Raw genomic sequence first — 13863 nt, forward strand, 5'->3', positions numbered from 1 at the left:
GACATAATGATCGGACCGAATGAGTCCGGCCAGATCGGCGCCCCGGTCGCGCCGTATCGAAGAGCAAAACAGGCCGCGGTCACGCGGCGACAGTCCTGAGGAGGAGAAGCCCCTATGTCGACGAATCTATTCAAGGTTACGCGCCGTGCCGCGCTCTCGCTGTGCGCCGTGGCCCTCACCGTCCCCGCCTTCGCCCCGGCATCCGCCCAGGCCGCGGACAAGCCGGTCATCGCCCTGTCGAACGCCTACTACGGCAATACCTGGCGCCGGCAGATGGTCGACTCGTTCGAGGCGGTGGCGAAGAAGGCCAAGGAGCAGGGGGTGATCGAGGACTACATCATCCTCAACGGCGACGGCTCGGTGAATCAGCAGATGTCCCAGATGGGCAGCCTGATACTCAAGGGCGTCGACGCCATCGCCATCGATGCCGCCTCCGAGTCCGCGCTCAACGGCGTTATCAAGAAGGCCTGCAGTGCCGGTGTGAAGGTGGTGGCCTTCGATTCGGTCGCCTCCGCACCGTGCGCCTACAAGCTCAACTTCAGCTTCGTGAAGTATCAGGCGGACCTCGCCGAGTACGTCGCGGACCGTCTCGACGGCGAGGGCAACGTCCTGGTCGTCCGGGGGGTGAAGGGCTCCGCGCCGGACCACGACATGTACAAGGGCCAGATGAGCGTGCTCAAGAAGTACCCGGACCTCGAGGTCGTGGGGACGGTGTACGGTCAGGCCACGGGTTCGGTGGCCCAGTCGGCGGTGGCGAACATCCTGCCGAGCCTCCCCCACGTCGACGCGGTGCTCACCCAGGGCGGCGGCGACGATTACGGTGTCGCCAAGGCCTTCGAGCAGTATGGCGGCGAGTACGCCGACGACATGCCGATCATCGTGGGTGGCGGCAGCTCGAACTTCATCCACTGGTGGGCCGATCGCCGCGAGAAGACCGGCTACAGCACGATCTCCAAGAACACCGCGCCGGGCATCGGCAGTGCCGCGTTCTGGCTCGCCTACGAGATCGAGCAGGGCGCCACGCCCCAGAAGACCATGCTCATGCCGGTGGCGACGGTCACCAACGACAACCTGGGCGAGTACAGGGACATGAAGCCCGGCGTCATCGTCAGTCCCGAGTACACGCACGACTGGGTCACCGAGCACCTGCTCGACAAGTGACCGGCCCGAGCCCGGTCGCCCCGGCGGGGTGACCGGGCCGACATGCATGTCCAGGAGCCGCTATGAGCCTCAGCGAGTCCCCACGCGATCACCGCCCGGAAACGGCGACCGGGGAGACCGGTGCCGCGCACGCGGTACCGCCGCCCGGGCCTTCCGCCCCGAACGTCGTCGCCCTCGAGGGCGTCACCAAGGCCTACGGTCCGACGACGGCCAACCGCGACGTCGGCATCGTGCTCGCCGCCGGTGATGTCCTCGGCCTCGTCGGCGCCAACGGCGCCGGCAAGAGCACGCTGATGCGCATCCTCTGTGGCGTGACCGTGCCCGATCGGGGCAGTCTTGCGATCGCCGGCGAGCCGGTGGACTTCCAGCGCTTCTCGCCGCGGCACGCCCGGGCGCAGGGGATCCGGATCGTCCACCAGGAGCTGTCCCTGTGCACCAACCTGTCGGTCACGGAGAACTTCTTCCTCGAGGACGCCCGGATCGCCGGTGGTGGCCCCCTGTGGCATGCCCATTACGGGCGGCGCGCCCGCCGGAGCATCGACCGGGTCTTTCCGGACGCCGGCATCGATGTCCACGCGCGGGTCGGCGACCTGCCCATCGGGCAGCGGCAGATGGTAGAGATCGCCCGGGCCGCGAGCGATCCCGCCCTGCGGCTGCTCATCCTCGACGAGCCCACCTCGTCGCTGGACTCCGAGCGCAGCATGCAGCTGCGGCGGTACATGGAGGCGCGCTCCGGGGACGGTGTGTCGTTCGTGTTCATCAGCCACAAGCTTGGCGAGGTCGTGGACATCGCCTCGCGGATCGCCGTGATGCGCAACGGCGAGAAGGTCTGGGAGGGCGATTCGGCGGAGACCTCGGTGAGTCAGCTCGTCGACTGGATGGGCGGTGACGCGGGCCGGGAGCTGGAGAGCCATCACGCCGATGCCGGGGCCCGCGGCCGGGAGCGCGCCGCGGCGGCGCGCGAGCCGCTGGTGCGCATCGGTGGCGATCATCTCCGCGGTGCCGGCGAGCAGGCCCTGGTGCTTCACGCCGGCGAGATCGTCGGCTTCGCCGGACTGGAGGGCAGCGGCCAGCGCGAGATGCTCCACGAGGTCTTCCGTCAGGCACGCAGGGGCAACGTGCAGTGCCTCGGGTCCGTGGGCTTCGTCTCCGGGGACCGCCGCCGGGAGGGGGTCTTCCCCCTGTGGAGCGTGGAGGAGAACATCGCCGTGGGACAGACCGGCAAGCGCGGCCCGCTGGCGCCGCTCGCCGGGCGCGGCGAGCTCGGGCGCATCGACCGGTGGCTGGAGAAGCTGCGCCTGGACCGCGAGCGCCTGCCCTCGCCGATCCTGGAGCTCAGCGGCGGCAACCAGCAGAAGGCGCTGGTGGCACGGGCGCTGTTCGCCGATGCGGACGTGATCCTGCTCGATGATCCCACCCGCGGCGTGGACGTCTCGGTCAAGCGCGATTTCTACGACGTGGTCCGCGAGCTGGCCGAGGCCGGCAAGCTCATCATCTGGTACAGCAGCGAGGATATCGAGTTCCTGGAGTGCGACCGGGTCCTGGTCTTCAGCGAGGCCGCGATCGCGTGCGAGCTCCGCGGCGAGGACATCAGCGAGGAGGCGATCGTGAGCTCCGCGTTCAGCGAGATCGTGGAGGAGGCCACGCCTGCCGCCGCCGGTGCGGGCCGGGCGCGCCAGGGGCAATGGCGGCAGTGGCTGTTCCGGGTCGCGCCGTTCCTGAGCACGATGGTGATCTTCGCCATCATCGGCTCGATGAACCCGATGGCGGTCAGCGCGTTCGGCCTCGACCTGCTGCTGGGGCCGGCGGTGCCGCTGGTGCTGGTGGCCGCCGCGCAGATGTTCGTGGTCGGGGGCAGTCATATCGACCTGGGCGTCGGGGCCTTCGCCGGGCTGGTCAACGTGGTCAGCGCCACGGTGCTGGTCGCCCATCCCGGCCCGGGGGCGCTGGCCCTGCTCGCGCTGGTTGCGGGCTACGGGAGTCTGGGCGCCCTGATCGAGGGGCGCAAGCTGCCCGCCATCGTTGTGACCCTGGGTGCCTCGTTCATCTGGCTCGGGATCGGCTATACGCTGCAGGAAAGCCCGGGCGGGAGCAGCCCGGCGTGGCTCAGCGCGCTGTTCTCGTGGTCGCTCGCCGGTGTCCCCGCCTCGGTGGTCATGATCGCCGGCGCGGGGGCGCTCGCCTGGGCGGTCAACCGCTCGCGGCTGGGCGTGGTCCTGCGGGGCTTCGGCAACAACGCCCAGGCCCTCAGCCACATGGGCTGGTCGGCGTTCACCTACACCGTCGCGCGCTACGTCGTCGCCGGCGTGTTCGGCCTGTTCGCCGGGCTCTCCCTCACGGCGGTGAACACGGCCTCGGATATCAACGCCAGCGGCTCGTTCACGCTGCTCAGCGTCGCCGCGGTGGTAATCGGCGGTTGCCGGCTGGTCGGCGGCTCGGTCACCCCGGTGGGGGTGGTCTTCGGCGCGCTCACGCTCTCGCTGATCGGGGCGCTGCTGGGCTTCATCGGGATCAGTACGGATTACAACGCCTCGGTCCAGGGGGCGCTGCTGATCGGCATTCTGGCGTTGCGGACGCTGGTCGGGCAGAAGGAGACGGCGGAATGAGCGTGTTTTTCAGCTGGGCGGCCGGCAATCGCTGGATCTGGTCGGCGATCGGCGTGGTGGTGCTGTGGGGGATCCTCAGCGTGTTCGCCGAGAGCTTCAGCCTCCAGAGCCTCAGCGGCGTGCTGACCTCGACGGCATTCCTGACCATGGTGGCCATCGGCCAGATGTTCGTGGTCTCCACCGGCCGGGGGAATATCGATCTGTCCATCCCCAGCGTGGTCACCTTCAGCGCCTTCGTCGGCATGAGCATCATCCAGGGCTCGGTGGCGATGGTGCCCGCCGGGCTGCTGGCGGTGGTCGTCATCGGTGCCGTGGTCGGCTCGGTCAATGCCTTCCTGGTCCTGCGCCTCGGCATCCCCGCCATCATCGCGACGCTGGCCACCGGCTACATCATGGCGACGGCGGTCCTGCTCGCCAACCAGCACTTCTCGACGTTCGCGGTGGATCCGGTGCTGAAGACACTCACCACCGGCAAGCTGCTCGGCTTTCCGGTGATCACGCTGGTGAGCCTGGTGATCGTGGCCTTTGCCGCCTGGGTGCTGCGCACACGGGCGTACGGGCGCAGCCTGATGGCGGTGGGGCAGAACCTCCGCGCGGCGGGGCTCGCCGGCGTCCGGACCGATCGCACCATCTTCCTGGCGTTCTTCACCAGCAGTGTGCTCGCGGCGGTGACCGGCGTGCTGCTCTCGGCCTACGTCGGCGGCGCCTTCCTGGAGATGGGCAAGCCCTATCTGCTCCAGTCGGTGGGCGCGGTCGTGGTCGGCGGGACGCTCATCTACGGCGGCAGCTCGACGGCGCTGGGTACGTTCTTCGGGGCACTGCTGCTGGTGCTCATCGTCACGACCATGCAGATCGCCGGCCTGCCCGCCGGCATGCAGGACATCGTCCAGGGGGCGGTGATCATCGGCGTGCTGGCACTGGCCGGGGACCTCAAGGCCGCCGGGCGTCCCCGCCGCCGGACCACCGGCAAGGAGGCGGCCGGCGGCTGACGCCGGGCCCCGGGCGGCCCGCCACCATGGCGGCGGGCCACGACCCGGTCGTCACGCCAGGCGCGTCATCCAGCCGCGCTCGTCGCGGCGGTGGCCGTACTGCAGGTCGAGGAGGGCACGGCGCAGCATCGGGCCGACGGTGCCGCCGTCACTGTCGCCGCAGGCGATGGTGCGCTCCTCGGTGACCAGCTCGCCGATGGGGGTCACGACCGCCGCGGTCCCGCAGGCGAAGACCTCCGTGAGCGCGCCGGAGTCCGCCGCCTCGATCCATTCCCCGATGCTCACCGGGCGTTCCTCGACGCTCAGGCCGGCGTCCGCTGCGAGCTCCAGCAGCGAGGCGCGGGTGACACCTTCGAGAATGGTCCCGGAGACGGGCGGGGTCACCAGCCGCTCGTTGTCGAACACGAAGCAGACGTTCATGCCGCCGAGCTCCTCGACCCAGCGGTGCTCGCTGGCATCGAGGAAGACCACCTGCTCGCAGTCGTGTGCCGACGCCTCCTGCTGGGCGGCGAGGGAGGCGGCGTAGTTGCCGCCGCACTTGGCCGCGCCGGTACCCCCGGGGGCGGCGCGGGTGTAGTGACTCGACAGCCAGATGCGGACCGGCTTCACGCCCCCGGCGAAGTAGGCGGCGGTGGGGCAGGCGATCACGTGGAAGTCCACTGTGCGCGAGGGGCGTACCCCGAGGAACGGCTCGCTGGCGATCATGAACGGACGCAGGTACAGGCTGGATTCCGCACCGTGATGCTGCGGTGTGGGCACCCAGTCGACGTCCTGGCGGACCAGGGCTTCGAGGGCTTCGAGGAAGGTCCCGGTGTCCGGCTCCGGCAGCGCCAGGCGGCGTGCCGAGGCACGCAGGCGCTCGGCGTTGCGTTCCGGGCGGAAGGTCCATACGGAGCCGTCGGGATGGCGATAGGCCTTGATCCCCTCGAAAACGGTCTGGCCGTAATGCAGGGCGGCGGTGGCGGGATCCAGGCTCAGCGGTCCGTAGGGCCGTACCTCGCCGGTCTCCCAGCCTCCGGAGGCGCTCCAGCGCACGTGGACCATGTGGTCGGTGAAGAAACGCCCGAAACCGGGATCCGCCAGTATCGCCGCCCTGTCCCCGGCGCTGGTCGGTTCGGTGTTCGGAGTGATCCGGAAGCTGGTGACGGACAATTTGACCTCCCGTGTTGTCGTGGTCGGATCCCGGTGCGCCGCCCGCGCACCCTTCAACGGGCTTTGCTGCAGGACGCAAGCCATCCCCGCCTCTCCAATAATCCCGTGAAACGGCACTGCCTGTCACGCCCGGTTTTGAAACGCCGATGCCAACGCCTGTCCTGTCGTTTCCAGCACGGCGGCGCGGGGTAGGGAGCCGGCTTTGCAGTGGTGATTCGGTGTTCGCGTTCGCGGGGGCTGTCGTTGCACAATAAGATTTATCTATTATACTTTTTATTATTGAGTGCAAGGGCGGCTTCCGGCGAAGCCGCTGACCCGGAGCGAATCCGGAAGATGTATCCGATCCACGGAGCGGGCGGCAGTCCGGTTCGTGACGGCGAGTGGTGAATCCATGGAAGTGGCCCGGCTTCTCGTGGCGAGCATGGAATGCGAGCGCGACCGGCTGCGGTATCTGGAGACAGAGCGCGGCGACGATGCGGCGAGGTGTTTCGCCGAACGTACGATGGCGTGTTACCGGAGTGCGGTGGTGCGGCGTTCCGCCCCTGCCGGTGAGCCGGCCCATCGCGTTCGCCTGATCGGTGCCTACAGTTATCTGAAACACTATCTCCGTGCCCGCCGGCGCGATGCCGGAGCCGGGCAGTCAACACCCGCGAGCCTTTCAGGAGGCACCATGAAACGCAATGCAACCGCGGTCTGGCAGGGCGGACTCAAGGAGGGGAGTGGTACCGTCTCCACGCAGAGCGGCACCGTGGCGGGGGCCGGCTATTCCTTCGGCACCCGTTTCGAGCAGGGCGAGGGGACCAATCCCGAGGAGCTCCTGGCGGCCGCCCACGCGGGCTGCTATTCGATGGCCCTGTCGATGGTGCTCGGGCAGGACGGCCTCACGCCGGAACGAATCGATACCACGGCGACGGTGACCATCGAGCCCGACGATAGCGGCTTTACCATCACCACGGTCCACCTGGACGTCCGGGCGCGTATCCCGGGTGCGGACAGGCAGCGCTTCAGCGCCGCGGCCGAGGCCGCTAAGGCGGGCTGTCCCGTCTCGAAGCTGTTCAACGCGGAGATCACGATGGATGCGCGGCTGCAGGAGTGACGGCGTTCCGCACCGGAGGCGTGGATGCCGGCTGCCAGGGAGTGACCATGCAATTTCCCGCGTTCTTTGACCGGGTGCCGGTCGTGCGGGTCCGGGATCCGCTGGCCGGGCTGCTCGGTGCCAGCGAGGACGGCGTTCTCGAATACCGCTACGCGGACGCGGTCCGTCTCGCGGGGCATTCCTGTCCTACCGTGGCCGGTGCCTTTCTCACCGGCCGCGCGGCCCTGGCGGCGCTGTATCCGGACACGTTGCCGGAGCGCGGCGGGGTCGCCGTGGACATGCCGGCCCGCGCCGACGACGGCACTACCGGGGTGGTCGCCCAGGTGCTGACCCTGCTCACCGGTGCCGCAGCGGAGGGCGGCTTCAGGGGGATCGGCGGGCGGTTCGCCCGCAACGGCCTGCTCCGCTTCGATATGCCCGTCGAGGGGGCCGGCGGGGGCGTGTGCCTCCGGCGCCTCGATAGCGGTGAAGCCGTCGCCGTGCGCTTCGACGCCGGCGTGGTACCGGCCGACGGACGGCAGAAGGGGCGCCTGATGACCATACTGCAGGGGCGGGCCGATACGACGGAGAACGCCGCCTTCGCCACGGCCTGGCAGGACCGGGTGCGCCGCATCCTCGTGGACCATGCCGACGATCCGGCGATGGTCAGGGTTACGCGGCTGAGGCCGGACCCCGGCGGGTGGCCGGCACCGGCCGGCTGAGTCCCCGCCGCCGGTCGTGCCCGGCATGCCGGGCGAGGCCCGCATGGTTCGGCGTATCGGTGTCGGCCATGCTCTCCCGCTCACGGCTGACGGGCTCCCGCCGGTTACCCCCGTGTCCGGCGTTCGCCCTTCCCCGGGCCGTAACGCGATCCCCCGGCCGGGGCGTCATCCCCGGCCGGTGGGTCCTTCGCCGCCGACGCGCCGGTGCACGAGTCGCCGCAACCGCGCCATCACGTCGAGGTTGTTCGCCTCCATGCGCTCCATGGCGGTAACGGCGGCCTCGATGTCACCGCGCCAGTACGCGGCGACCGCCGCCCCGGCCTGGACGTGCACCTCGCGGTGGGGTGCTTCGATCGCCCCGAAGTCCGGATCGTCACCGAACAGGGCGCGTCCCTCGCCGGCGTAGTACCACTGGCCGAGCGGGCATTGTGTCTCGTCCGGCAGATCGTCCGCCCCCTGCCCGGACGCGCCGCCGAGGACCTGGTAGACGGTGAGCTTGATCTCCAGCTCTTCAAGGTTGGCCAGTTCCACCTCCGCGAGCAGCCCGGCCCAGCCGAGGGTCGTGCTGGTGCCCCGGGCCAGTTCCAGCAGGTGGGCCAGGCGGTCGCGTACCTGCTGCGCCTCGTCGCTGAGCGCGGCGACCTGTTCCGCGTTGTCGCGGGTCACGGTCGTGGTCGTCGTCACCCGATCCTGAACCCGCGCCACGGCGGTGCCGATCTGTTCGGTCGCCTCGCCGGCCCGCGAGGCCAGGTTGCGTACCTCCTCGGCGACCACGCTGAAACCCCGGCCGTGGGCGCCCGCACGGGCGGCCTCGATGCTCGCGTTGAGTGCCAGCAGGTTGGTCTGGCGGGAGACGCCGTCAACGATATCGACGAGCTCCCGGATCGCGCCGGCCTCGCGGTCGAGGGTCTCCACGTGCTCCGAGGTCTGGCCGATCGTTTCGCTGACGTGGGTGAGACGGGCGACCAGGTCCGCGACCGCCGTGCCGCTGGTGGTCGATTCGCCGGCGGTGGTCTCCGCGTCCTCACGCCGGCTGTTCAGCATGGCGGAGAGCTGCTGGAACGAGCCGCGCAGGGCGCCGAGGGACTGGCCGAACTGGTCGAATCCGCGTACGACCCGGCCGCGTAGCTGCAGTGCGTCGTCGAGCTCGCGGCAACGCCGCAGGGCCGTGTCCCGCTCCTGTTCGAGCGCGGCGATCCGCTGGTGCAGCGTATCGTCCTCGTCCTCGTGGACAGGGGGCGGTGTTTCCGGCCGGTTCCGCCGGCGTCTGATTGCCTGCAGCATGTCGTCGCCTTAGAATAAGTATTTTATATGAATCTTATAGCGGCCGGGAGAAAGTTTCAATGGCAAACGAGGTGTGTCCGGCCGTCCGGGACGGTCCTCCGTTGACCGGCCGCTCCTGGCGGCCGACATCACGTCGTATGCCAGCTAAACGTCGGTGCCGATAGCAGCCGACCTGCGCGGGACTGACGCGTAGGCGAGCCGCGGTGCCGGCCTGTGTTTGTGTTAACGCCCCGGTGTCGGCAATGGGGTGGGAAGCCGCCCGGATAACCCAAAGGCACCGGGCGGCGATAGGTTCAAGGGAGCTGTAATGAGTGAATGCTGCGAGCAGGACTGGGATCCCACGGTCCCGGATGCGTCCCGGGGTCCCGTCGGGCGCTACGACGACATGCGCGAGCGCTGTCCCGTGGCGTTCAGCGACTTCGCCGGCTGGAGTGTCCTCCGCCACGAGGACGTCGAGCGTGTCCTCCACGATACCGAGACGTTCAGCAATCGCGTCTCGCGGCACCTGTCGGTACCGAACGGTATGGACCCGCCGGAGCACACGGCCTACAGGCGGGTCGTCGAGCGGCTCCTCTCCCCCGGCCGGGTCGCGGCGTTCGAGGCGCGGTGTGCCGCGGTGGCCCGCTCGTGTATCGGGGCGGTGCCGGCGCATGGCGCCGTGGAGATCATGGCCGCTGTCGCCGGGCCCTTCGCCGCGCGCGCCCAGTGCGCCTTTCTCGGCTGGCCGGACTCCATGGCCCCGTCGCTGCTGCGATGGACCGCCCGCAATCATGCCGCAACCCTCGCGCGCGACCGTATCGCCATGGCCGGGATCGCCGAAGAGTTCGAGGACTACGTCGATGACATGATCGGCCGGCGGCGCCGCGGAGAAATCCCGGGGGACGATGTGACCGGTGAGCTCATGGCCGGGCGCGTCGCCGGCCGGCCGCTTGGACGCGATGAGCTGGTGAGCGTGCTGCGCAACTGGACGATGGGCGAGGTGGGCACGCTATCCGCCGCCGTGGGTATTCTCGTCCACCACCTGGCGGCGGACGAGGCGCTGCAGGCACTGCTGCGGCGTGATCGCACTTTGGTATCGGCGGCGGTCGAGGAGATCCTGCGCGCGGATGGCCCGCTGGTGTCCAACCGGCGCCGCACCACCCGCGAGGTCACGCTGGGCGGCCGGACCATCCCCGCCGGGGCTACCGTGTCGATCAACTGGATCGCGGCGAATCGCGACGAGGCGGCGTTCGATCAGGCCCACCGGATCGATCTCACCCGCCGTCAGGACCGGAACCTGCTCTACGGTGACGGCATCCATGTCTGCCCGGGGGCGGCGCTCGCGAGGATGGAACTCCGCGTCATGCTGGAGGCATTGCTGGACGGCACGGCCTGGCTTCGCCCCGATCCGCAGCGTCTGCCCGAACGGGCCGGATTCCCCGCGGCGGGTTTCGCCACGCTGCCCGTGGCCGTGGAGTGAGCGTGGGAGGCCGAGGCGGCCCGTCCGGGCGGCGCGTTGCGGCGCAGGCGCTGTTCTTTCCCCTGGCCGCCGCCCATGCCCTGCTCGTCGTGCCGCTGTCCGTGCATGCGCTGACCGGCGGCGCCGCCCTGCTGCCGGGGCTCGCCACGAGCACGGGCCATGCCCACGAAATGCTGTTCGGCTTCGCCCTCGCCGTCGTTGCCGGCTTCACCATCAACCGTATCCGGCGGCCGGTGCTCGCCGCGCTACTGACGTTCTGGCTGGCGGGGCGTCTCGCCTTCCTGGCTGCACCCGGGGGTACGGTGGCGCTGCTCGCCAACGGACTGTTCGCCTCGGCCGTGGTCGTGCTCGCGGCACCGCCGTTCATGCGGGCGGCGAAGAAATGGCGGAACCGCGCAACCGGGCCGCTTCTGATCGCCATCGCCCTGGCCGCGGTGCTGACGCAGGTGAGCGATGTCGCAGAACTGTCCGGTCCCGAGCACGGTGTCCTGAGAGAGGCGGTGGTGCTGCTCGCCGTACTCATGCTCTTCATGGGAGGGCGCCTGATCGCGCCCGCGGCGGCCGGACACCTGCGCCTGCAGGGGGTCGTGCTGTCGGCCCGGGTACAGCCCCGGCTGGAGGGGGCGTTGCTGCTGCTCGGGGGCGTCGCCGTGCTGCTCCGGGCGGTTCCCGCTGGCCACCTGGTCGCCGGCAGCGCCCTGCTGCTGGCGGCCGCGGCCGCCGCGCTGCGGCTCGTACGCTGGCGGCTGTGGCGCTGCCTCGACCGGCACGACCTGTTCCTGCTCGGCGCCGGGTATGCCTGGCTGGCGCTCGGCCTGGCGCTGCTCGGGGCGGCCTGGGTGGCCGGCAGCCCGATGCCGACGACCGCGCTGCACGCGTTGACCGTGGGGGCGCTGGGGACGCTCACGATCACGGTCATGGCGAGGACGCGCCGGATCGCCACGAAGCGCCAGACCGCGTTCATGCCCGATATCGTGCTCGCGGTGCTGCTGGTCGGTGTCGCCGCGGCCCTGAGGCTGACGCTACCGGGGTGGTGGATGGCCGCCTCGCTGCTGTGGTCGCTCGCCTACACCATTGCGCTGGTGCATCTGCTGCGCCTGAACGGGCCCGCGCCCGGCGCCCGGCAGTCGGGTTGAACCACCCGCCCCCCGTTCGGCTTTTGCCGATTCCCGTACAAGCGCGCGTTTGCAGCGGGTTGAATGTAGTGGCCGGCGTGCCGGGAGACCCTGAAGCGTCCGGACAAGCCCCCGGCCCTCCCCACGCCAATCCCCCCTTTATTCCGCGTATTGACCGTCGTCAACCCCGGTGTGCTGAATCCGGCGCTATTCTGAAATCCGGTCAACCGCAGAAACGCCCGGATATCGCCCCGGCCGGAGGAGTGGCAATGGAACCGAGCAAGGACCAGCTGCTGTGGATGTACGCCGCCATGGCAAAGGCGCGCCATTACGAGGACACGATGGCCAGGGCCTACATGGAGGGAAAGACCCCGAAGTTCGACATCGGTGCCGGGCTGGTGCCCGGCGAGATGCACCTGGCCGCCGGCCAGGAGCCTTGCGCCGCCGGCGTGTGCGTGCACCTGCGTGCCGGCGACACGGTGACGGCGACCCACCGCCCCCACCACGTGGCCATCGCCAAGGGCGTGGACCTCAACCGGATGACCGCCGAGATCTACGGCCGGCGAGACGGCCTGGCGGGCGGGCGCGGCGGGCACATGCACCTGTTCGATCCGGCCGTGAACTTCGCCTGCAGCGGCATCATCGGCGAGAGCGCCGGTCCCGCCACCGGCGCGGCCCTGGCCGCCAGGCTGCAGGGTAGCGACGCGGTCGCGGTGGCCTACCTGGGCGACGGCGCTGCCAACCAGGGCGCCTTCCACGAGGCGCTCAACCTGGCGTCGCTGTGGCGCCTGCCGGTCGTGTTCGTCATCGAGGACAACGCCTGGGGGATCTCGGTGCCGAAGAGCCGGTCCACCGCGGTGCCGGACAACAGCGTGCGCGCCCGGGGCTACGACATGCCCGGCGTGCACGTGGCCGACAACGACACGCTGGCCGTGTTCGATGCCGCCGGCGAGGCCGTGGCACGGGCACGCCGGGGCGAGGGTCCGACCCTGATCGAGGTCCAGACCTACCGCTACTACGGCCATTTCCAGGGCGACCCGGAGGTCTACCGGCCGAAGGACGAGGTGGCGCGGCTCAAGGCCCGGGACCCCATCGATCGGCTGCGCGGGCACATGCTCGACAACGCCGGCGTCACCGAGGCCGAGGCGGACGAGGCGCTGACCCGGGTCCGGGCCGAGGTAGACGCGGCGTTCGAGTTCGCGCGCCAGAGCGGGGAGCCGGCGCCCGAGGACGCGCTGGAGCACGTGTTCGCGTAACCCGAGGAGGTGGGTCAGATGTCCAGGAATCGAGTACTGACAGGTTCGCGCGCGATGGTGGAAGCGATCGCGCAGGAGATGCGCGTCGACCCCACGGTCTTCGTCATGGGCGAGGACGTGGGGCCTTACGGGGGGATATTCAGTTCCACCACGGGGCTGCTCGACGAGTTCGGCGAGGAACGGGTGCGCGACACCCCGATCTCGGAGACGGCCTTCATCGGGGCGGGCGTGGGCGCGGCCATGGCCGGCATGCGCCCCATCGTCGAGCTCATGTTCGTCGACTTCTTCGGCGTCTGCATGGACGCCATCTACAACCTGGCGGCCAAGAACACCTATTTCTCAGGCGGCAACAGCAAGGTGCCGATGGTGCTGATGACCGCGACCGGAGGCGGCTACAGCGACGCCGGCCAGCACTCGCAGACGCTGCACGCCACGTTCGCCCATCTGCCGGGGATGAAGGTGGTGGCACCGTCGAACGCCTACGACGCCAAGGGACTGATGACCTCGGCGATCCGCGATGACGCTCCGGTGCTCTACATGTTCCACAAGGGGCTGCAGGGCCTGGCCTGGATGGCCGCGCCGGAAGGGGCGTCCACCGAGGTGCCCGAGGATCCCTACGCCATCCCCTTCGGCGAGGCCAGGGTGGTGCGCGAGGGGGGCGACGTCACCATCGTCGCGATCAGCATGACGGTGCACCACGCACTCGCCGCCGCCGAGGCACTGGCGAAGGACGGCGTCGACGCGGAGGTCATCGACCTGCGCAGCCTGGTGCCCCTGGACCGGGAGGCGGTACTGGCGTCGGTGCGCAAGACCGGGCGCCTGGTGGTGGCCGACGAGGACTACCGCAGCTTCGGCCTGACCGCCGAGATCATCGCCTCGGTGGCGGAGACCGACCCGGGCCTGCTCAAGAGCGCGCCCCGCCGCGTGGCCTGCCCGGATATCCCCATCCCCTACAGCCGGCCGATGGAACGGTTCGCGCTGCCCGACGCCGAAAAGATCCGGGCTGCCGTGCAGCAGACCCTGAACCGGGCGGTGGCCTGAACG

The 13863-nt window shown here is 70.0% G+C and carries 11 protein-coding genes; 9 read left to right on the top strand and 2 right to left on the bottom strand.

Translation table 11 applies throughout. The annotated features are described in order from the left end of the window. Window positions 1-114 precede the first annotated feature (114 nt). The 3 genes from C516_RS0107455 (at window position 115) to C516_RS0107465 (ending at window position 4756) form a co-directional block, all read left to right on the top strand. Window positions 115-1161 carry an ABC transporter substrate-binding protein gene (locus C516_RS0107455; protein WP_018717739.1) on the top strand — a complete coding sequence of 349 codons (1047 nt, stop codon included), beginning with the start codon at window positions 115-117 and terminating at the stop codon, window positions 1159-1161. 62 nt (window positions 1162-1223) lie between these two features. After that, a complete protein-coding gene (locus tag C516_RS0107460) occupies window positions 1224-3767 on the top strand; it encodes an ATP-binding cassette domain-containing protein (protein WP_018717740.1) in 2544 nt (847 codons plus the stop codon). Next, window positions 3764-4756 (top strand): ABC transporter permease, encoded by a 993-nt coding sequence (locus tag C516_RS0107465; RefSeq protein ID WP_018717741.1) that lies wholly within the window; start codon window positions 3764-3766, stop codon window positions 4754-4756. Before C516_RS0107460 ends, C516_RS0107465 begins: the two co-directional genes overlap by 4 nt. A gap of 51 nt (window positions 4757-4807) precedes the next feature. Here C516_RS0107465 and C516_RS0107470 read toward each other — a convergent pair whose 3' ends face one another. Next, window positions 4808-5908: a branched-chain amino acid aminotransferase gene (locus C516_RS0107470; protein ID WP_018717742.1), complete on the bottom strand. Its 1101-nt coding sequence runs from the start codon at window positions 5906-5908 to the stop codon at window positions 4808-4810. A 670-nt stretch (window positions 5909-6578) separates the two neighbouring features. Here C516_RS0107470 and C516_RS0107475 point away from each other — a divergent pair. Both C516_RS0107475 and C516_RS0107480 read left to right on the top strand, forming a co-directional pair. After that, window positions 6579-7004 carry an OsmC family protein gene (locus tag C516_RS0107475; protein ID WP_018717743.1) on the top strand — a complete coding sequence of 142 codons (426 nt, stop codon included), beginning with the start codon at window positions 6579-6581 and terminating at the stop codon, window positions 7002-7004. 47 nt (window positions 7005-7051) lie between these two features. After that, a complete protein-coding gene (locus C516_RS0107480) occupies window positions 7052-7705 on the top strand; it encodes a hypothetical protein (RefSeq protein ID WP_018717744.1) in 654 nt (217 codons plus the stop codon). 165 nt (window positions 7706-7870) lie between these two features. Here the strand turns inward: C516_RS0107480 and C516_RS21610 are convergent, their stop codons facing one another. Then, complete coding sequence (locus C516_RS21610) at window positions 7871-8989, bottom strand: methyl-accepting chemotaxis protein (protein WP_018717745.1); 1119 nt, start codon at window positions 8987-8989, stop codon at window positions 7871-7873. Between the two features lie 307 nt (window positions 8990-9296). On the opposite strand from C516_RS21610, the gene C516_RS0107490 reads away from it, so the two are divergent. From C516_RS0107490 to C516_RS0107505, 4 genes are all read left to right on the top strand, one after another. Next, window positions 9297-10448 (top strand): cytochrome P450, encoded by a 1152-nt coding sequence (locus C516_RS0107490; RefSeq protein WP_018717746.1) that lies wholly within the window; start codon window positions 9297-9299, stop codon window positions 10446-10448. Window positions 10449-10450: 2 nt separating this feature from the next. Further along, a complete protein-coding gene (locus C516_RS18930) occupies window positions 10451-11584 on the top strand; it encodes an NnrS family protein (RefSeq protein WP_018717747.1) in 1134 nt (377 codons plus the stop codon). 248 nt (window positions 11585-11832) lie between these two features. After that, the gene (locus C516_RS0107500) at window positions 11833-12819 is read left to right on the top strand and encodes a thiamine pyrophosphate-dependent dehydrogenase E1 component subunit alpha (protein WP_018717748.1); all 987 of its coding nucleotides are present in this window, start codon (window positions 11833-11835) and stop codon (window positions 12817-12819) included. Between the two features lie 18 nt (window positions 12820-12837). Continuing rightward, complete coding sequence (locus C516_RS0107505; RefSeq protein WP_084594124.1) at window positions 12838-13860, top strand: alpha-ketoacid dehydrogenase subunit beta; 1023 nt, start codon at window positions 12838-12840, stop codon at window positions 13858-13860. Window positions 13861-13863 lie beyond the last annotated feature (3 nt).

Source organism: Arhodomonas aquaeolei DSM 8974 (assembly GCF_000374645.1).
Lineage (GTDB): Bacteria > Pseudomonadota > Gammaproteobacteria > Nitrococcales > Nitrococcaceae > Arhodomonas > Arhodomonas aquaeolei.